Annotated in this window: 16 protein-coding genes and 1 pseudogene; 11 read left to right on the top strand and 6 right to left on the bottom strand. The window is 65.0% G+C overall.

The genetic code is table 11. The features are described 5' to 3' along the window. The first annotated feature begins 1 nt into the window (after position 1). From prmC to ACZ47F_RS05785, 4 genes and pseudogenes are all read left to right on the top strand, one after another. On the top strand, positions 2–880 hold the full coding sequence (gene prmC, locus ACZ47F_RS05800) for a peptide chain release factor N(5)-glutamine methyltransferase (protein ID WP_464926334.1): 879 nt from the start codon (positions 2–4) through the stop codon (positions 878–880). A gap of 34 nt (positions 881–914) precedes the next feature. Continuing rightward, complete coding sequence (gene grxD, locus ACZ47F_RS05795; protein ID WP_464926333.1) at positions 915–1,232, top strand: Grx4 family monothiol glutaredoxin; 318 nt, start codon at positions 915–917, stop codon at positions 1,230–1,232. 21 nt (positions 1,233–1,253) lie between these two features. Continuing rightward, positions 1,254–1,856, top strand: a complete 603-nt coding sequence (locus tag ACZ47F_RS05790) for a UbiX family flavin prenyltransferase (RefSeq protein ID WP_464926332.1) — start codon at positions 1,254–1,256, stop codon at positions 1,854–1,856. A gap of 43 nt (positions 1,857–1,899) precedes the next feature. Continuing rightward, a pseudogene (locus tag ACZ47F_RS05785) lies at positions 1,900–2,058 on the top strand (polyphosphate kinase 2); the annotation flags it as partial. Positions 2,059–2,177: 119 nt separating this feature from the next. Here the strand turns inward: ACZ47F_RS05785 and ACZ47F_RS05780 are convergent. From ACZ47F_RS05780 to ACZ47F_RS05765, 4 genes are read right to left on the bottom strand one after another with little or no spacing between them, the layout of a single operon-like run. Beyond that, complete coding sequence (locus ACZ47F_RS05780; protein ID WP_464926331.1) at positions 2,178–2,624, bottom strand: HIT family protein; 447 nt, start codon at positions 2,622–2,624, stop codon at positions 2,178–2,180. A 5-nt stretch (positions 2,625–2,629) separates the two neighbouring features. After that, positions 2,630–3,361: an anti-sigma factor gene (locus tag ACZ47F_RS05775; protein WP_464926330.1), complete on the bottom strand. Its 732-nt coding sequence runs from the start codon at positions 3,359–3,361 to the stop codon at positions 2,630–2,632. Beyond that, the gene (locus tag ACZ47F_RS05770) at positions 3,358–4,014 is read right to left on the bottom strand and encodes a sigma-70 family RNA polymerase sigma factor (RefSeq protein ID WP_464926329.1); all 657 of its coding nucleotides are present in this window, start codon (positions 4,012–4,014) and stop codon (positions 3,358–3,360) included. The genes ACZ47F_RS05775 and ACZ47F_RS05770 overlap by 4 nt, the downstream gene beginning before the upstream one ends. A 28-nt stretch (positions 4,015–4,042) precedes the next feature. Then, the gene (locus ACZ47F_RS05765) at positions 4,043–4,645 is read right to left on the bottom strand and encodes a ferritin-like domain-containing protein (RefSeq protein WP_464926328.1); all 603 of its coding nucleotides are present in this window, start codon (positions 4,643–4,645) and stop codon (positions 4,043–4,045) included. 613 nt (positions 4,646–5,258) lie between these two features. On the opposite strand from ACZ47F_RS05765, the gene ACZ47F_RS05760 reads away from it, so the two are divergent. Beyond that, positions 5,259–6,902 (top strand): tetrathionate reductase family octaheme c-type cytochrome, encoded by a 1,644-nt coding sequence (locus tag ACZ47F_RS05760; RefSeq protein WP_464926327.1) that lies wholly within the window; start codon positions 5,259–5,261, stop codon positions 6,900–6,902. 36 nt (positions 6,903–6,938) lie between these two features. Beyond that, entirely contained in the window at positions 6,939–7,592 is a 654-nt protein-coding gene (locus tag ACZ47F_RS05755; protein WP_464926326.1) for a cytochrome b/b6 domain-containing protein, read from the top strand. A gap of 61 nt (positions 7,593–7,653) precedes the next feature. Here the strand turns inward: ACZ47F_RS05755 and ACZ47F_RS05750 are convergent, their stop codons facing one another. Further along, entirely contained in the window at positions 7,654–11,628 is a 3,975-nt protein-coding gene (locus ACZ47F_RS05750; RefSeq protein ID WP_464926325.1) for a DUF3683 domain-containing protein, read from the bottom strand. Between the two features lie 172 nt (positions 11,629–11,800). On the opposite strand from ACZ47F_RS05750, the gene ACZ47F_RS05745 reads away from it, so the two are divergent. Next, positions 11,801–13,177, top strand: a complete 1,377-nt coding sequence (locus tag ACZ47F_RS05745; protein ID WP_464926324.1) for an HD-GYP domain-containing protein — start codon at positions 11,801–11,803, stop codon at positions 13,175–13,177. Positions 13,178–13,374: 197 nt separating this feature from the next. Here ACZ47F_RS05745 and ACZ47F_RS05740 read toward each other — a convergent pair whose 3' ends face one another. Then, the gene (locus ACZ47F_RS05740) at positions 13,375–14,046 is read right to left on the bottom strand and encodes a YiaD family glycine zipper/OmpA-like lipoprotein (protein WP_464926587.1); all 672 of its coding nucleotides are present in this window, start codon (positions 14,044–14,046) and stop codon (positions 13,375–13,377) included. Between the two features lie 127 nt (positions 14,047–14,173). Between ACZ47F_RS05740 and ACZ47F_RS05735 the strand changes: the two genes are divergently transcribed. The 4 genes from ACZ47F_RS05735 (at position 14,174) to ACZ47F_RS05720 (ending at position 19,020) form a co-directional block, all read left to right on the top strand. Then, positions 14,174–15,037, top strand: a complete 864-nt coding sequence (locus ACZ47F_RS05735; protein ID WP_464926323.1) for a ferritin-like domain-containing protein — start codon at positions 14,174–14,176, stop codon at positions 15,035–15,037. A 204-nt stretch (positions 15,038–15,241) separates the two neighbouring features. Beyond that, positions 15,242–15,718, top strand: a complete 477-nt coding sequence (locus tag ACZ47F_RS05730) for a 4Fe-4S dicluster domain-containing protein (RefSeq protein WP_464926322.1) — start codon at positions 15,242–15,244, stop codon at positions 15,716–15,718. A gap of 26 nt (positions 15,719–15,744) precedes the next feature. Then, the gene (locus ACZ47F_RS05725; RefSeq protein WP_464926321.1) at positions 15,745–17,592 is read left to right on the top strand and encodes an aldehyde ferredoxin oxidoreductase family protein; all 1,848 of its coding nucleotides are present in this window, start codon (positions 15,745–15,747) and stop codon (positions 17,590–17,592) included. Between the two features lie 132 nt (positions 17,593–17,724). Next, positions 17,725–19,020: an NAD(P)/FAD-dependent oxidoreductase gene (locus tag ACZ47F_RS05720; protein WP_464926320.1), complete on the top strand. Its 1,296-nt coding sequence runs from the start codon at positions 17,725–17,727 to the stop codon at positions 19,018–19,020. The last annotated feature ends 10 nt before the right edge of the window (positions 19,021–19,030 follow it).

Below are 19,030 nucleotides of genomic sequence, written 5' to 3'. Positions count from 1 at the left end.
CATGATCCGGCTCGACTGCTGGATGGCGCAATGTAGCCTGCCGCGCCGCGACGCGCAGATCGTGCTTGGGGCGGTGCTGGGCTGGAGCCGCGCGCAACTGCTGGCCCATCCTGAGCATCTGCTGTGCGCGGCCGAGCTGCAGCGGCTGGAGCGGTTCGCCATGCGGCTGCGTGCGGGCGAGCCGCTGGCGTATGTACTGGGTGAGCGTGAATTCCACGGCCTGATGTTCCGGGTCACGCCGGATGTGCTGATCCCGCGTCCCGAGACCGAGCTGCTGGTCGATCTGGCGCTGCAAAAGCTCGACGCCATGGGACCGGCACCGTGCGTGCTCGATCTAGGCACCGGCAGCGGCGCGATCGCAGTCGCGCTAGCGCATGCCCGGCCGCAGGCGCAGATCTGGGCGGTCGATGCCAGCGCCGCCGCACTGGCCGTGGCGCAGGACAACGCACGGCGGTTGCTGCCCGCGCAGCGGGCTGCGGGGCCGGTGCGTTTCGTGCAATCGGACTGGTTCGCCGCGCTGCGCGACCCGCCGACGGCCGCGCCGCGCTTTGACTGCATCGTCTCCAACCCACCCTATGTCGCGCAGCACGATCCGCATCTGCCCGCGCTGCGCCACGAACCGGCGCTGGCACTCACCGGAAGGCGTCCCAGCGCCGACGGCCTGGGCGATCTGCGCCGCATCATCGCGCAGGCTGGCGATTTTCTGCATCCGCACGGCTGGCTGCTGCTCGAGCATGGCTACGACCAAGCGCAGGCCGTGAGTGACCTGCTGCATGCGCAGGGTTGGCGCGCGGTGTTCAGCACACGCGATCTGGCGGGGATCGAGCGGGTCAGCGGCGGGCTTTGCCCCGGTCGGCAGGCGATGCAAGCAGCCCCTTAAAATGACTGGACCTTCGTCAACCGGAAAGTCAGCCATGTCCAGCGTGCAGGAGCAGATTGATCAAATCGTCAAGGGCCACGACGTCGTGCTGTTCATGAAGGGGACGCCGCAGTTTCCGATGTGCGGCTTCTCGGGCCGCGCGGTGCAGTTGCTCAAGTCGTGCGGGGTCACGCAGTTCAAGGCGATCGACGTGCTGCAGGACGAGGCCATTCGCCAGGGCATCAAGGAATACGCCAACTGGCCGACCATCCCGCAGCTCTATGTGAAGGGCGAATTCATTGGCGGCTCGGACATCATGGCCGAGATGGCGCAAAGCGGCGAGCTGCAATCGCTGCTGTCGGGTCTGAAGTAAAAAACCGCAGCGGCTGCACGCTTGAACTCCAGCCCCGCCAGCGTCCGCCCCAGGCTGATCGTCGCACTCACCGGTGCCACCGGCATCGTCTACGGTGTGCGTCTGCTGCAGCATCTGCAGCGGCTGGGCACGGTGGAGACCCATCTGCTGATCTCCGCTGCGGGGGTGCTCAACCTCAAGGTGGAACTGGGCCTGGATCGCAAGGCAGTCGAGGCCCTGGCGGACGTGGTGCACCCGGTGGGGGACATCGGTGCGTCGATTGCCAGTGGGTCATTTGCCGCGCTGGGTATGGTCGTGGCCCCGTGCTCGATGCGCTCTCTGGCAGCCATCACCCACGGTTTTTGCGACAACCTCATCACCCGCGCCGCCGACGTCTGCCTGAAGGAACGCCGTAAGCTGATCCTGCTACCGCGCGAGGCACCGCTGAACCTCGCCCACTTGCGCAACATGACCGCGGTGACCGAGATGGGCGGGATCATCTTTCCGCCGCTGCCTGCGTTCTACCAGCGGCCAGCCAGCATCGAGGCGATGGTCGACGCCAGTCTGGCGCGCGTGCTCGACCTGCTTGGCATCGCGCACGATCTCGGCACCGAGTGGCAGGGCGTCAGGTCAAACCCAGACTGACCTGACCGCACCGCGGCCTTTCCTGTGTCAAGGCTGGGGTTCATCTGCGGACAAGGGCGACCCCATCGATCGGTTCATGGAGCACCTCAACCCGCGTGCAACGCGGTGGGTCGCACTGGAAAAGCCTAGCGAGATCGCGCGCGAACATTGGTATTTCCAGCGCTATATGCTGCATTCCATGCCTTACACCGGTAAGGATGTGCGGCGCATCGGCGAATCTGACGACCTGATCGTCGGAGTCGCGCCAACTTCATCCACCAGCGTGGCGAGCACGATCTGAGCAAAGGCGAATACCTCTGAATCGCGGCGCGCTGTGCGGCGCTATTCGGGGCCAAACCGCGCGGCGAATGCGGTGGCCAACGCCGCGTCCACCGCGGTGAGCCGGGCTTGCAGCACGCGCAGGCGCGCCTCGTCGGCAGGCCGCTGCGCCGCCGACCAGACCGACTGCGGCCAGAACGCATCCCAGCGCCATCGCGCGATCACACGCCAGTGCAGATGCGGCACCACATTGCCCAGGCTGGCGAGATTGATCTTGTCGGGCTGCAATTGTCTGCGCAGAATCTGCTCGGTCAGCGCCACGGCGTCGATGCAGCTTAGCCGCTGCAGCGCATGCAACTCGGTGAATTCGGCCACATGCGCGGCCCACACCACACGATAAAACGCCGGCACGAGTGCCTCGTCGGCGCGGATCAAGCGAAAATCCGCGCCGCGCCAGATCACCTGTCCGGCGTCACCGCGGCACAGCAGGCAGCTGGCGTCTGCCGCCATGCGACTCAGGCGCGCTGCGCCGCACCGACCATGATGACCGCGCCGGTGGGCAATCCGGTCGGCGAGCCGCCCGGGGGCTCCACGCTGACCGCAAAGGCCTTGGCCTGCGCCAGACGTGCCTGTGCCTCAGCCGGAATGGGGTAGCGCGTCCGCCCCGGCGCCAGCACCCCCAGCGAAATCGGCTGGCCCTGCGTGGGCAGCAGCCAGAGCTGGTAGCTCTTGCCGCTGGGCGGCGTCAGCCGGCCCACGGTGGTCACGGTCAATGCGCCGTCATCGACCGTGACCACGGCCGACTGTCCGCCCTCACCGTGCAGCAGCGCAGCCATTTGCACCGATGCGGCGGGTCCGCCGCCCTGCCCGGGCGGCTGCACCACGAGCAGCACAGCAAACGCCACCGCCGCAGCCGCCACGCCGCCGAGCAGCAGCGACAGCCGCCGCCAGGCGCGCACACTCCAGCCGCCCTGCGCCGGAATAGCAGCCGCCTTTTGACGCGGTGCGCCGATTCGCGCGGCAATGCCTTGCCAGACCGCGTCGGGCGGCTGACCGAATTCCTTGGGCGAGAGCAGGCCGGCGTCGAGCCGTTCACGCCAGCGCTGCACGGCGCTGGCAAATGCCGGACTCTGCTGCAGCAGACGCTGCGCGCGGCGTTGCGCGGCCGGCCCGAGGCCACCGGTGAGCCAGTCGGCCGCTAGGCGATCGAGCAGGTCTGGATTTTGATAACGCGCGGGCAGCTTCACTTTGCGCCCTCCTCCAGACAGTCGCGCAACAGCAGCACCGCGCGCCGGATCAGGGTCTTGACCGTGCCCAGCGGCATCGCGCGCTCGCGGGCCACTTCGGCGTGCGACTGTCCCATCACGTAGGCCGCAGCCAGCAGATCGCGCTGACGCGGCTGCAGACGGCCGAGACATTCCTCCATCGCCTGCCCTCGCAGCCCGGCCTCAAGCAAGGCTTCAGGCGTGCGATGATCGGCGATTTCCACGGGGTCGTCATCGTCCGATGACGGCACAGCCACGACATATTGCGCCTCGCGCTTGCTCGCGCGCAGGCGATCGAGGCAGGTGTTGCGCACCAGCGCAGACAACCAGGCTTCCGCGCTGCCCAGATGCGGTCGGTAGCTGGCCGCCTGGCTCCAGATTTTGACATAGGCATCCTGCATGGCTTCCTCGGCAGCGGCCGTGTCGCGCAACAGCCGCAGGCAGATGGCCCAGGCCCGGCTGCGCGTGGCCGCGTACAGCTGGGCAAACGCCTCGCGGTCGGCCAGCGCGGTGTAGGCAAGGAGAGACTGCAGGTCGGGCATGGATGCGGTGCAGGTGGACAGCCGTCTCCCCGTGCGCAGCCAGGCATGGGCGTGCAGGCTTGCGGAGAAACGCGCCGCACATCTTACCGACATGATGCGCGTCTCTGTCTAAGCGAGACCTTCAGGCGATGAACGCCGCGGGAACCGGATCCTTGCCCAGCGCGTTGAGCAGGATGGCCCAGTGCATGGTCTCGTCGCCCATGATGCTGGCGGCCGCCTTGGCCAGATCCTTGTTGTGGAACTGCGGCACCGCGCCCAGGTACGCGCTGGCGGCGCCTTTTTCCAGCCCGGCGGCAAACTCCAGCACATCGGCCTGGGTCTTGAGCGAAGCGGTCGGAAAACCGTATTCGGCGGGCTTCTTCGCCTGCACCGCGGTACCGCCCAGCTTGGCGATGGTCGAGGCCAGCACCTCGGCATGCGCCTTGTGCTGTCCCTGGAATTTCACCGCAACCGCCAGTACCGGCTTTTGCAGCAGACCGGACTCGGCGCCCACCTGATAAGCGGCAATGGCCTGGTATTCCAGACCGAGTGCGGTGTTGAGGATCGCGATGTCGTCCGCAGTCGATGCGGAAACCGTGCCCGCCCAGCTGGTCACCGGCGCCAGTGCGCTCGAAGCGGCCAGCCCCGCGGCGAACAGACCGCCAGCGCGGAAGAATTGCCTGCGGCCCGCGGCCTGTGCTTCGGCGGCCTGGGGGGATGACATGTCGTCTTGCGTGCGTTGCATGATGAAACCTCCTGAGGGAACACAGCGCGCCCAACGCGGCTGTTGCAGGCATTACGCCGCAGCAGAAGGAATGGATTCACCCCCCCGCAGAGGACTTTTATCGATTCGGCACGCTGATGCGAAGGGCGTCCACCAAAATCCACCACATCAAATGCCCGGCAAGCGCACCTTGCCAGCGGGTCGCGTGCCGCGCCCCTCCCCCAGCGTGTGGGGGAGGCCGTAAGGCGGAGCGTTCAAGCCGCCGCGAGATGGGATGCAAGGCGCGCATCAAGACAGCAGCCGAAGCGATGCCGAGCGTGGGCAACGCCGCAGACCGCCCGCAGCCCAGATGCGTCGCGCGCAAGGGACTGGTCCCGTGTTGCGCTTATTCCAGATCAAGCGATGCCAAGTTCGACCTGATGTGAACTGGAATTTTTGCGTCTCGTCACATTTGAAACATTATGTATCAGTGACCATCCGGACATTGCGCTCGGTTTTGCGCACCTCTGGAGTGTCCGTCATGTCGTTCTGTTCGTTTTTTACCCGCCATGCCGTGTGTCGAGCGGCGTCTATGATCCTGGCCGCCGCGGTCGGCGCGCCTGGCGTTGCATCCGCGACGGCGAGCCCAGCTTCTTTGCCGCTCTCCTCGCCACTGCCCGCCCAGGCCACCGTCAGCATCGATCCGCCCTACCGCGTGGTGCCACCGATCCCGATGGGCCACAAGGCCACCGCAGATCACAGCAAGTTCAAGGAACTGCAGGGACCGTTCAAGAGCGGCCCCGAAGTCACCGCAGCCTGCCTGAGCTGCCACAGCGAGGCCGCTAGGCAGATCAAGGGCACCATCCACTGGGCGTGGGAGGCGGTCGAGCGTGACTCCAGGCGCATCGTCGGCAAGAACAAGGTGATGAACAACTTTTGCGTGTCCACACCGAGCAACCAACAGTTCTGCACTGGCTGCCATGTCGGCTATGGCGATGCCAGGTCGGGCGAATTCGTCGCCTTCAGCAAGCGCCCCGACACCGATGTGGACTGCCTGGTCTGCCACGACCAGACCGGCAAGTACAAGAAGGCGCCCTATCAGTCTGGCAATCCGGCCACCACGCGCATCGAGATGCCGCCGGGGTCGGGCAAGTTCATCGAGCCAATCGACCTCGCCGCGATTGCGCAGCATGTGGGTGCGCCGTCGCGTGCCAACTGCGGCACCTGCCACTTCAACGGCGGTGGCGGCGACGGCGTCAAGCACGGCGATCTCGACAGCTCGCTGATCAACCCGCCCAAGTCGCTCGATGTACACATGGCCAGGGATGGGTTGAACTTCCAGTGCCAGACCTGCCACACCACCGGCGGCCACGAGGTCAGCGGCGGCCACTACAAGCTCGACGCCAAGCACGAGGGCGGGCAGTATGTGCGCGGCAGCCAACACAATATGGGCAGCGCGGCAAGCTGCCAGTCCTGCCACGGCGACACCCCGCACAAAGGGTCGCTCGCGCAGGAGCTGAACATGCACACGCGCAACATCGCTTGCCAGACCTGCCATATCCCCGAGTTTGCCCGCGGCGGCGTGCCGACCAAGATGGAATGGGACTACTCCAAGGCCGGTCGGCGCGGCCCGGACGGCAAGCCCCTGGTCATCAAGGATGAACACGGCCATCCCACCTACCTCGGCATCAAGGGCCAGTTCAAGCTGGGCGAAGACGTGGTGCCCGACTACACCTGGTTCAACGGCGCGGTGAAATGGATGAACATCGGCGAACACGCCGTACCCGACAAAAACGGTGTGATCGCGATCAACCAATACGGCGGCAGCCCCACCGATGGCAAATCACGCATCTGGCCGGTGAAAACCATGCAGGGTACCCAGCCCTACGACCCAGAGATGCACCGCCTGCTCGCCATCCACAACGCCGGTTTCGATGACGCGGCCTACTGGCACACCATGGACTGGCACAAGTCGATTGCCGCGGGCATGAAAGAAGCCGGGTTGCCATGGTCGGGCAAGTACACCTTCGTCAAGACCACCACCACCTGGCCGATCACGCACATGGTCGCGCCCAAGGACAAGGCCTTGAGCTGCGCGCAATGCCACAGCAACAACGGTCGGCTAGAAAAGATCGACGGCGTCTACATCCCGGGGCGCAGCAGGGACCATCAGCCGTGGATCGAAACCCTCGGTCTGGGGCTGGCTGGGCTGAGCCTGGCCGGGGTGATGGTGCACGGCGGCATCCGCAGTTTCATGTGGTTGCGTCGCCGCAGCAAACCCGGCAGCAAGAGCCACTGATCCCCGCAACATCGCAGACAGACTAAGGACTTCACCATGTCACAGCAACCCCATCGCATCATCCTGTTCAAGCGTTTCGAGCGTTTCTGGCACTGGAGCCAGGCCGGGTTGATCATCACCCTGATGCTCACAGGCTTTCGCATTCACGGCCTGTACGACCTCGGGGTGCCGTTTCTCAACGCGCTGCGCATCCATACCGTCGCCGCGTGGTCGCTGGTGGTGCTGTGGGTGTTTGCCATCTTCTGGCATTTCACCACCGGAGAATGGAGGCAATACATCCCGACCTTGGACAAGATTTTTCTGGTCGCACGGCACTATGCCTGGGGCATGTTCCGTGGCGAACCCCACCCCTACCACCAGACCCCTGCGCGCAAGCACAACCCGCTGCAGCGGCTGGCGTATCTGTGGGTCAAGCTGATGATCAACCCGATCATCTGGATCAGCGGCATCTGGCTGCTGTTCTTTGCAGACTGGGGCGCCTGGCCGGTGTGGCAGCAATGGGGCATCAGCCTGCAGACCGTGGCCTGGGCACACACCGTCGGCGCTTACATGATGCTGATCTTTTTCATCGTGCACGTCTATCTGACCACCACTGGCCACACTCCGCTGGCGCACATCCTGGCGATGATCCGCGGTTACGAGGAGGAACCGCCGCAGCCCCGCGCCAAGGCGGTCGAGACGACCAGCTGAGACAGGTCGCACCGGTGTGTGCCTACCGCGGCGCGGGCCACTTGCCTGCGCCGCAGCGCGCTCACACCAGCACCCGCTCAATGCCGCCGTTGTTCGCGGCCTTGACGTAGTCGGCCATCCAGTTCTCGCCGATGAGGTGCCGCGCCATTTCGATGACGATGTAGTCCGCCTCGAGCAAACCGTGCTGCAGATCGTTGCCATAGCGGGTCAGGCCCTGCAGGCAGGACGGGCAGGAGGTGAGGATCTTGATGTCCCCGGCAAACCCGTCTGCACGCAGCGCCAGTTCGTTCTTGCGCAATTCCTCTTCCTTGCGAAAGCGCACCTGCGTGGCAATGTCCGGGCGCGAGATCCCGAAGGTGCCGCTCTCGCCGCAACAGCGCTCGCTCTTGCGCACATCGTCGCCGAGCAGCGCCTTGACCGTTTTCATCGGCTCCTGCAGCTTCATTGGGGTGTGGCATGGGTCGTGATACAGATATTTCACCGCACCCGGGCCGCCACTGAGCCGGTAGCCTTTTTCCAGAAGGAATTCGTGGATGTCGATGATGCGGCAGCCGGGAAAGATCTTCTCGAACTCGTAGCCCTGCAACTGGTCGTAGCAGGTGCCACAGCTGACCACCACGGTTTTGATGTCGAGATAGTTCAGGGTGTTGGCCACGCGATGGAACAGCACCCGGTTGTCGGTGATGATCTTCTCGGCCTTGTCGAACTGGCCCGAGCCGCGCTGTGGATAACCGCAGCACAGATAGCCTGGGGGCAGCACGGTCTGCACCCCGGCGTGCCACAGCATGGCTTGCGTGGCCAGCCCGACCTGGCTGAACAGCCGCTCCGAGCCGCAACCCGGAAAATAGAACACCGCCTCGCTGTCCACCGAGGTGGTCTGCGGGTTGCGGATGATGGGCACGAACTGCTTGTCCTCAATGTCCAGCAGCGCCCGCGCGGTCTTTTTCGGCAGACCGCCAGGCATGGGTTTGTTAACGAAGTGGATCACCTGCTCGCGGAGCGGCGGCTTGCGCACGGTGAGCTGGGGGTGTGCGGTCTGCGCCTTGGCCGCCGGCTTGAGCAGCTTGACCGCCAGCCGCTGCGCCCGAAAGCCCACGCCGACCATGGCTGAACGCACCAGCTTGATGGTCTGCGGCTTGGTGGCGTTGAGAAAGAACATCGCCGCGGCGTTGCCCGGCTTGAAGCTCTTCTTGCCCATCTTGCGCAGCAGATTGCGCATGTTCATGGTGACATCGCCGAAGTCGATGTCCACCGGGCAGGGCGTAACGCACTTGTGGCACACGGTGCAGTGGTCGGCCACGTCCTCGAACTCCTCCCAGTGCTGGATGCTCACGCCGCGCCGGGTTTGCTCCTCGTACAGAAATGCCTCGATCAGCAACGAGGTGGCGAGAATCTTGTCGCGCGGCGAGTACAGCAGATTGGCGCGCGGCACATGCGTGGCGCACACGCTCTTGCACTTACCGCAGCGCAGGCAGTCCTTGACCGATGCGCTGATCGCGCCGATGTCGCTTTGCTGCATGATCAGCGACTCATGACCCATGAGGTTGAAGCTGGGGGTGTAGGCGTTGCGTAGGTCGGCCGGGCACGCCGGGTCGTCCAGCAGCTTGCCCTTGTTGAACCGGCCTTCGGGATCGACCTCGCGCTTATAAGCGCGAAAGGCGGCGATCTCGTTCTCAGTGAGGAATTCCAGCTTGGTGATGCCAATGCCATGCTCGCCGGAGATCACCCCGCCCAGGCTGCGCGCCAGCGCCATGATGCGCCCCACCGCGTCGTGCGCCTGCTGCAGCATGGCGTAGTCGTCGGAGTTGACCGGGATGTTGGTGTGCACATTGCCGTCTCCGGCGTGCATGTGCAGCGCGACCCAGCAGCGGCTCTTGAGCACACGCTGATGAATGGCGTCGATCTCGCGGCGCAACGGCTCGAATAACCCGCCGGCAAATACTGCGGCCAGCGGCTTGCGCACCTCGACTTTCCACGAAGCGCGCAGCGACCGATCCTGCAGCAGATGGAACAGGGTGCGACGCGGCTCGAAATCACCAGACTGCAACGCCAGAAGCGCCGGCGACAGCGCGCGCTGCGCCTCAGGCAGCGCCGCAACCGGCGCATCCAGCTGCTGCAAGTAGAACGACCAGCGCGCATGCACCGCGGCCAGCAGCTCTAGCGCCTGCGCGCGCTTGGCTTCGAGTTCCTCGCTGGACAGTGCGGGCTCGCCTTCGGCCAGTTCCTCGTTGCGCGCCAGCGGCAGGGGGCCGCGCAGTGCGCGGTCGATCTCGGCCACCAGCGCCAGCTTGTTTTTCAGCGACAGCTCGACATTGATGCGCTCGACGCCGTCGACATATTCGCCCATGCGCGGCAGCGGAATGACCACGTCCTCGTTGATCTTGAACGCATTGGTATGGCGGGCGATGGCCGCGGTGCGCTTGCGGTCGAGCCAGAACTTTTTGCGCGCCTCGGCGCTCACTGCGATGAAGCCTTCGCCCACCCGGACATTGGCCATGCGCACCACTTCGGAGGCGGCGCGGGCCACCGCGGCCTCGTCCTCGCCAACGATGTCGCCAAACAGCACCATTTTCGGCAGCGTGCCGCGGGCACTCTTGGTCGCATAGCCCACGGCCTTGAGATAGCGGTCGTCCAAATGCTCCAGCCCGGCGAGGATGGCGCCGCCCGGGCGAGCGTCGAGATAGGTTTTGATCTCGACGATGCTGGGAATGGCCTCGCGCGCCTGGCCGAAGAATTCGAGACACACGGTGCGCACATGCGGCGGCATTTTGTGCAGCACCCAGCGCGCGCTGGTGATGATGCCGTCGCAGCCTTCCTTCTGCACCCCGGGCAGGCCGGCGAGGAATTTGTCGGTGACATCCTTGCCCAGCCCGGCCTTGCGGAATCGTGCGCCCGGAATGTCCAGCAGGCGCGTCTCGAGCAGCGTCTTGCCGTCTGCGGCGAAGGTGCGGATTTCGAATCGCGCGACCTCCACGTCGTGAATCTTGCCCAGGTTGTGATCCAGCCGCTGCACCTCGACCCAGCGGCCCTGCGGATCGACCATGCGCCACCAGGCGAGGTTATCGATCGCCGTGCCCCACAACACCGCCTTCTTGCCGCCGGCGTTCATCGCCACATTGCCGCCCACGCAGGAGGCATCCGCCGAGGTGGGATCGACCGCGAACACCAACCCGGCGGCCTCGGCGGCGTCGGCCACGCGCTGCGTCACCACGCCGGCCGGGGTGAAGATCGTCGGCACTGGATGTGCTACGCCGGGAAGTTCGATATATTCGACCGGGCCGATGCGATCGAGCTTTTCGGTATTGATCACCGCACTTTTCCACACCAGCGGCACGGCGCCGCCGGTGTAGCCAGTGCCGCCACCGCGTGGAATGATGGTCAGCCCGAGCTCGATGCAGCCCTGCACCAGGGGCGCGATCTCCTCCTCGCTGTCCGGGCAGAGCACGACAAAGGGATATTCCACCCGCCAGTCGGTGGCGTCGGTCACATGCGACACCCGCGCCATGCCGTCGAAGCGGATCGCGCCTTGCGCGCAGTGCCGCCCGAGCACCTTGCGCGCACGCTGGCGCAGCGCCGCAGCCTCGTCGAACCAGGCGGCAAACGCGGCCACCGCGGCGCGGGCACGGTCGAGCAGCTGCCGCACCAACGCGTCGCGCTGCGCATCGGCACCGTCGCTGTGCGCATTGTCATTGCGGCGGCGGTCAATTTCGCGTAGCCGGTGCTCAAGCGCCTCGATCAACGCGGCGCGGCGCTTGCGGCTCTGCAGCAGATCGTCCTGCAGAAAGGGGTTGCGCTGCACCACCCAGATGTCACCGAGCACTTCGTAAAGCATGCGCGCGGAGCGTCCGGTGCGTCGCTCCTGCCGCAATTGGTTGAGCCAGTCCCAGGCCTCGCTGCCGAGCAGGCGCATCACCACTTCGCGGTCGGAAAACGAGGTGTAGTTGTAGGGAATCTCGCGCAGGCGCACTGGCGCATCGGCAGTGGCCTGGCTCAGCGCCGGAAGCAGTTCGGGAGGATGTGAGGCGGGGGCGTTCATCGCAGCGGCGACCGGCGCTGGGCCGGGGAAGAACAAAGCACTATTGTAGGGAGGGGGCCATTTCCGCGCGGATGGCAAGTTCGGAAGGTTTTCGTGATGCAATTCACGCCTTCGCCAAGTTCTTGCTGCAATGCCGCATGCAAGCGATACGCGGTGCGTTTACGCTTTTCTCATGCAGAACCTCAAACTCGCCGAGCTGATGAGCGCGCTCAGCCATGCGCTCGACATGACCGAGGGCCAGCCCGAGGGTCACTGCGTGCGCTGCGCCTGGATCGGGATGTCGGTGGGACGCAGCATCGGCCTCGACCCGCAGCAGCAATGGGAGCTGTACTACACCCTGCTGCTCAAGGACCTGGGCTGCAGCAGCAACGCCGCACGCATCTGCGCGCTCTACCGCACCGACGACCTGCAGTTCAAACGCGACTTCAAGCTGGTCGACGGCAGCCTGCCGCACGTGCTGCGTTTCGTGCTCGAACACACCGGGCTGCGCAGCGGTCTGGCCGAGCGCTTTCGCGCCACGCTCAACATCTTTCGGCATGGCAGCGAGATCGCACAGGAACTCATCCAGACCCGCTGCCAGCGCGGTGCCGACATCGCGCGGCAGCTCCGTTTTCCCGAAACCGTCGCCCAGGGCATCCACGGTTTGGATGAGCACTGGGATGGTGGCGGCAAGCCCGAGGGTCTGCGCGGCGAGGAAATTCCGCTATACGCCCGCATGGCGCTGCTGGCACAGGTAATCGATGTGTTCTTCACCGCAGGCGGCCCCACTGCAGCGCGCGACGAGGTGCGTCGCCGCCGTGGCAGCTGGCTCGACCCCGAACTGGCCGATGCCTTTCTCGCCCTGTCGGAAGACGACACATTGTGGCTGGCGCTGCGTGACCCTGAACTGGGCAGCCGCGTGCTGACGCTGGAGCCTGCGCAGTGCAGCCTGCCGCTCGATGAGGACTATCTCGACCGGATCGCCGTGGCCTTTGGCCAGATCGTCGATGCCAAGAGCCCCTACACCGCAGGGCACAGCGCACGCGTGGCGCTCTACGCCGACCACATCGCCAACCACCTTGGTATCCCGCCGGAGCGCCGCCGCTGGCTGTACCGCGGTGCGCTGCTGCACGACGTGGGCAAGCTCGGCGTGAGCAATGCGATTCTGGATAAAGCGGGCAAGCTGGACCCGGACGAGTGGGCCGCGGTACAGATGCACGCCACCTATACCGAGCGCATCCTGGGTCGCATCAGCGCGTTTTCCGAGCTGGCCCGTGTGGCCGGTGCGCACCACGAGCGCTTGGACGGCACCGGTTACCCGCGCCGCCTGGCTGCCGAAGACATCGCGCTGGAAACCCGCATCATCACCACCGCCGACATCTTCGATGCCATCTCCGCCGACCGCCCTTACCGTGGCGCGGTGCCGGTTCCGCAGACGCTGCAGATCATGTCCGAGACTGTCGGCACCGCGCTCGACCCGCGCTGTTTCGACGCATTGTGCAAGGCGGTGAAGGAGATCGAGACGACCAAGGTCGAGGACACGGCCCAGGAAATGAACGCTGCGCACTGAGAAGTTATGAAGATTTGGTCGCGAGCAGCCTGCTTCCATGCGCATGGTGCGCAGGGTCCAGACTGATCAACCAGATCAGCGAGACCCGAGCACCGCGCTTTACGGCCAGCGGGCTGCGCAGTAGAGAGATTCACAACTTCTGAGCCACGGCGATGAGTCCGCGTGTGCGATCAGCCTCAGGCCGCGTGCAATTAGCCCTAGCCCGGCATCGCCACGTAGATTTCCACTCGCCGGTTGGCGGCACGACCCTGGGCCGTGGCATTGCTCGCCACTGGATTCTGCGGCCCAAGGCCCTGGGTGGTGATGCGCTGCGGCGCCACACCGCGCGAAACCAGGAAGTTCTTCACCGTCAGCGCCCGGTTCTCGGACAGCGGGTAGTTGATGGCGTCGGAGCCGGTGCTGTCGGTAAAACCGAACACCTGCACGGTTTCGGTCGGGTTCTGGATCAGGCCGGTGGCCAGGCTTTCCAGAATGGGATACATGCGTGGGTTGAGTTGCGCGCTGCCGGTGGCAAAGCCGGCGTCGGACGGGACGTTGATCTTCAGGCGGTTGTCCTGCGTCTGCGAGACTTGCACACCAGTGCCCGAAGCCTGCGCCTGGGCTTGCAGGTCTTGCTTTTGTTTCTCGAGGTGCTGGTTCCACAGATAACCGCCGAGCGCGCCGACCGCGGCGCCGGCCACCGCGCCGGTCGCCGCGCTCCGTCCAGGGTTGCCCCCAGCGGTGAGCGCGCCGATCACTGCACCGGCAGCAGCGCCGACTCCGGCTCCGGTGGCCGTGCTTTTCTGCGATTCATTCATGTTCGCACACCCTCCCAAGCCCAGCGCAAACACACTGGCGGACAGGACGACAGCGATCGATTTGTTGTGCATCATGTCGGACTCCTGAAGTCAAAGAACACTTTGTCATGAGTTTAAGCGCGGTTCGGTGCGCGTATGGAACCATGAAATCGATTTTTCAGTCTATTCTTGAAAAATGACACCGCTTGCGAGGCTCACCATGGACTGTCCCACTTTCCCCGTGATCCCGGCCAAGACACACCGCCCTATGCGCGACACCCCGCACTGGACCCTGGAGTGGATCGACTTTTCGCGCATTCAGATCGACAAGGTGCATGACAACGACGATCTGTTCTATCTGCTGGTCAGCGCGTCGTTCATCGAATCCGGCTCGGACACCTACACCCGCAACCTGGTCGAACATTTCGACAACCACCCCGAGATTGCCGACTGGCTACAAAGCCAGTGGGAGACCGAGGAACTGCAACACGGACGGGCGCTGCGAACCTATGTGCAGACCGTCTGGCCCGAGTTCGACTGGGACGCAGCCTATGCGGCGTTTTTCGCCGAGTATTCCCGGCTGTGCACCGTAGAGGAACTCGAGGACGACCGCGCGCTGGAACTCGTCGCCCGCTGCGTGGTGGAAACCGGCACCTCCACCTATTACCAGACCCTGCGCGACCTGACCACCGAGCCGGTGCTGATCGACCTGGCCGAGCGCATCCGCGTCGATGAAGTACAGCACTACAAGCATTTCTACCGCTATTTCCGGCAGCTCAACGCCGAGCGCGACCTGTCGCGCGCGCAAATTTTCGGAGCGCTCTTGCGCCGCCTGAACGAGCTGCGCACCAGCGACTCGGACATCGCGCTGCGCCATGTCTGGGCGTTCCGCCATGCACCGGGGGAGGCCGACGACGTGCCGTTCGAGCAGGTCTGTCAGCGGCTGTACCGGCGCGTAGGCACGCGGCTGCCAATGGAGCAGGCGGTGAAGATGCTGCTCAAGCCGCTGGCCCTGCCGCACCGCATGGAGCACTTGATCGAACGTCCGCTGGCACATATCGCCCGACGTGTGATGGCCGCTTGATCGGCATTCCCCTGCCGCACGTTGCACGACTGGTGGATAGCGCGGCGCGGCATATCCGAGCGGCAGAGTCAAGAACTCTGATTCCGGGCTGATTCACTGCGCAAAGCCGGGTCTATATTGCACTTGCAGGGCGGTGCTGACGCGGTCTGAGCCGGGCCACGCACGCGGTCTGCTGGCGCAACATTCAGATCGAGGAGACGCAAGATGCAAAAGTCCCTGCACATCAACCCGGACAAGTGCACGGGTTGCCTGCAATGCGAGATGGCCTGCTCATACGAAAACTACGGCATGTTCAACATCTCCAGAAGCCGCATCAAGGTGTTCGATTTCCACGAAACCGGCCGCAAGGTGCCCTACACCTGCACCCAGTGCGACGAGGCCTGGTGCCTGCACGCCTGCCCGGTCGAGGCCATCAAGCTCGACGCCGCCACCGGCGCCAAGATCGTGCTCGAGGACGTGTGCGTGGGCTGCAAGGTTTGCACCATCGCCTGCCCGTTCGGCACGGTGAACTATGTGGCCGATACTGGCAAGGTACAAAAGTGCGACTTGTGCGGCGGCGAACCGGCCTGCGCCGAAGTTTGTCCCACCGGCGCCATCACCTATGTCGATGCCAGCTGGACCGGCTTGTCGCGCATGCAGCAATGGGCCGACAGGCTGGGCAACCAGAACGCAGTAGCCTGAACGCACACCACATTGAGGAGACGACCATGACCTGGGCCGGAAAAATTTTGCGCGTGAACCTCACGCAAGGCACCGTCAAGAGCGAGCCGCTGAACATGCAGTGGGCGCGCGAGTACATCGGCCAGCGCGGTCTGGCCACCAAATACTTCGTCGAGGAGGTCGACGCCAAGGTCGATCCGCTCTCGCCCGACAACAAAATCATCTACGCCACCGGGCCGCTGACCGGCACCATGGTGTCCACCGGCGGACGCTACTCGGTCGTCACCAAGGGCGCGCTCACCGGGGCGATCGCCTGTTCCAATTCGGGCGGCTACTTCGGCGCCGAGCTAAAGATGGCGGGCTGGGACATGATCATCGTCGAAGGCAAATCGCCCAAGCCGGTGTATCTGTCCATCGAAAATGACAAGGCCGAACTGCTCGACGCCTCGCCGATCTGGGGCAGGACCGTGTGGGAAACCGAGCCCTGGATCAAGACCCACCACCAGGACCCGTTGATCCGCGTCAACTCCATCGGCCGCGCCGGAGAGAACGGCGTGATGTATGCAGCAGTCGTCAACGACTTGCACCGCGCGGCCGGGCGCAGCGGCGTAGGCACAGTGATGGGCAGCAAGAAGCTCAAAGCCATCGCCGTGCGTGGCACCAAGGGCGTGGGCAATGTGCGAGATCCCAAGGCGTTCATCGCCGCGGTCAACGCCGGCAAAAAAGTGCTGCACGACAACGCGGTCACCGGTCAGGGCCTGCCCAAGTACGGCACCCAGGTGCTGATGAACGTCATCAACGAAATCGGCGCGCTGCCCACGCGCAACCACCGCGACGTGCAGTTCGATGGCGCAAAAGACATTTCCGGCGAGGCGATGTATGAGCCGCGCAAGACAGACGGCAAGCCCAATCTGGTCACCAACCAGGCGTGCTTTGGCTGCACCATCGCCTGCGGACGCATCAGTAAGATCGACGAGCACCACTTCACCGTAGAGAACAAGCCGCAGTACTGGGGCGCGTCGGGCGGGCTGGAATATGAAGCCGCCTGGGCACTGGGCGCAGCCAATGGGGTCAACGACCTGGAGGCGCTAACCTATGCCAACTTCATCTGCAATGAAGACGGCATGGATCCGATTTCCTTTGGCGCGACGGTCGGCGCGGTGATGGAGCTGTACGACCTGGGCGTTCTGACCAAGGAGCAGCTCGGCATCGAGGCGCCGTTTGGCTCGGCCAAAGCGCTGGCCTATTTCGCCGAAATCACCGCACGCGGCGAGGGTTTTGGCAAAGAGATCGCTCTGGGCAGCAAGCGACTGACCGAAAAGTATGGCCACCCGGAACTGAGCATGAGCGTCAAGGGCCAGGAATTCCCCGCCTACGACTCGCGCGGCATTCAGGGCATGGGCCTGGCCTACGCCACGAGCAACCGCGGCGCCTGCCACCTGCGCGGTTACACCGTGGCCTCGGAAGTGCTGGGCATTCCGGTCAAGACGGATCCGCTGACCGCTGAGGGCAAGCCCGAACTGGTCAAAGCCTTCCAGGACGCCACCGCGGTGTTCGACTCGGCCGGGGTCTGCGTATTCACAACCTTTGCCTGGACTCTGGCCGACCTGCAGCCGCAACTGGCAGCCGCCTGCGACGAGAGCTTCACCATGGAAAACCTGGCGCTCATCGGCGAGCGCACCTGGAATATGGAGCGCGACTACAACAACCGCGCCGGCTTCACCGCCAAGGACGACACCTTGCCACCGCGCCTGCTGAAGGAGCCCGCCAAGACCGGCCCGGCCAAGGGCCTGGTCAACAAGCTGCCGGAGATGTTGCCCAAGTATTACGCGCTGCGCGGCTGGACGCCCGACGGTACCCTCAAGCCGGAAACCCGCATGCGGCTCGGGTTGTGACTTGAACCCCTCCCCACGACGCGGGGAGGGCTGGGGTGGGATGGTCGTGCGACCAGGATTCCCCTCCCAACCTCCCCACCGCTTGGGGAGTGGGTCGAACGGCGTGATCGGCTCGCAATCGAGGCAGACATCATGAAACACCACGTCATCATCGGCAGCGGCCCTGCGGGCGTCGTTGCCGCAGAGACCCTGCGCAAGCACGTCCCGGCAGACGACACGGTCGTACTGTACGGTGACGAAGATGCACCGCCTTATTCGCGCATGGCCATTCCCTACCTGCTGCACGGCGACATCACCGAGCGCGGCACCTGGCTGCGCAAGGACGCGCAGCACTGGAAACAGCTGCGCATCACCCTGCGGCACGACCGGGTCAAGGCGGTCGACACCGCTGCGCGCACGCTCACGCTCGAATCCGGCAGCACCCAGTCCTTCGACACCCTGCTGATCGCCACCGGCTCCACCCCGGTGCTGCCTCGCATCCCCGGCATCCACGCCCAACGGGTGTACACCTGCTGGACGCTGGAGGACGCCCGCGCCATCGCGCAATTCGCCGTGCCGGGCGCCCGCGTCATCCAGCTGGGCGCCGGCTTCATCGGCTGCATCATCATGGAAAGCCTGGTGCGCCGCCGGGTGCAGCTCACTGTAGTGGAAATGGGCGACCGCATGGTGCCGCGCATGATGGGCGAGACCGCTGGCGGCATGATCCGCGACTGGGTGCAGGGCAAAGGCGTGACTGTGCACACCGGCACGCGCATCGAGTCGATCGAATCCAACCCGCCCGACCTGGCCGCACCGCTGGCCGTGCGCCTGTCCAGCGGGCAGCGCCTGCCGGCCGACCTGGTGATCTCAGCTGCGGGGGTGAAGCCCAACATCGGCTTTCTCGAACACTCCGGCGTGCACTGCCTGCAAGGCGTGCTCACCGACGAGCGCATGCAGACCAATGTGCCCGGCATCTTCGCCGCAGGCGACTGCGCCGAGGCGTTCGACCCGCTGTATGGCAAGCCCATTGTCAGCGCCATTCAGCCCAACGCGGTCGATCAGGCTTATGTCGCAGCGATGAACATGGCGGGCAAGCAGGCCCGGCAGCGCGGGGTGACACAGATCAACGTGCTCGACACCCTGGGCCTGATTTCCGCCAGCGTCGGCCAATGGCAGGGCGTGCCCGGCGGTCAGAGTGTGGAGTTGACCGACCGAGCAGGTTTCCGGCACTTGAGCCTGCAGTTCGACGGCGATGTGATGGTGGGCAGCAACAGCATTGGCACCACGGAACACATCGGGGTGCTGCGCGGCCTGGTCGAAGGCCGGGTGCGGCTGGGCGGCTGGAGGAACAGACTGCTCGACGATCCCACCCGTCTGATGGAAGCCTATCTCGCCAGCGCGCAAGCGCTCAACCGTCGTGGCGACACGGTGCATTGCGTTCCGAGATGAACCCCGCAGC

This window comes from Thiomonas islandica, from assembly GCF_055383445.1.
This window is presented reverse-complemented; position numbering and strand designations above follow the sequence as displayed.

What these genes read in the sequence shown, in the direction of transcription:
- ACZ47F_RS05770 (WP_464926329.1), bottom strand. Translation starts at nt 4,014, where the DNA reads ATGTCGGTAAGATGTGCGGCGCGTTTCTCCGCAAGCCTGCACGCCCAT.
- ACZ47F_RS05765 (WP_464926328.1), bottom strand. Translation starts at nt 4,645, where the DNA reads ATGCAACGCACGCAAGACGACATGTCATCCCCCCAGGCCGCCGAAGCA.
- ACZ47F_RS05740 (WP_464926587.1), bottom strand. Translation starts at nt 14,046, where the DNA reads ATGCACAACAAATCGATCGCTGTCGTCCTGTCCGCCAGTGTGTTTGCG.
- ACZ47F_RS05735 (WP_464926323.1), top strand. Translation starts at nt 14,174, where the DNA reads ATGGACTGTCCCACTTTCCCCGTGATCCCGGCCAAGACACACCGCCCT.
- ACZ47F_RS05730 (WP_464926322.1), top strand. Translation starts at nt 15,242, where the DNA reads ATGCAAAAGTCCCTGCACATCAACCCGGACAAGTGCACGGGTTGCCTG.
- ACZ47F_RS05750 (WP_464926325.1), bottom strand. Translation starts at nt 11,628, where the DNA reads ATGAACGCCCCCGCCTCACATCCTCCCGAACTGCTTCCGGCGCTGAGC.
- grxD (WP_464926333.1), top strand. Translation starts at nt 915, where the DNA reads ATGTCCAGCGTGCAGGAGCAGATTGATCAAATCGTCAAGGGCCACGAC.
- ACZ47F_RS05745 (WP_464926324.1), top strand. Translation starts at nt 11,801, where the DNA reads ATGCAGAACCTCAAACTCGCCGAGCTGATGAGCGCGCTCAGCCATGCG.
- prmC (WP_464926334.1), top strand. Translation starts at nt 2, where the DNA reads ATGATCCGGCTCGACTGCTGGATGGCGCAATGTAGCCTGCCGCGCCGC.
- ACZ47F_RS05720 (WP_464926320.1), top strand. Translation starts at nt 17,725, where the DNA reads ATGAAACACCACGTCATCATCGGCAGCGGCCCTGCGGGCGTCGTTGCC.
- ACZ47F_RS05725 (WP_464926321.1), top strand. Translation starts at nt 15,745, where the DNA reads ATGACCTGGGCCGGAAAAATTTTGCGCGTGAACCTCACGCAAGGCACC.
- ACZ47F_RS05780 (WP_464926331.1), bottom strand. Translation starts at nt 2,624, where the DNA reads ATGGCGGCAGACGCCAGCTGCCTGCTGTGCCGCGGTGACGCCGGACAG.
- ACZ47F_RS05755 (WP_464926326.1), top strand. Translation starts at nt 6,939, where the DNA reads ATGTCACAGCAACCCCATCGCATCATCCTGTTCAAGCGTTTCGAGCGT.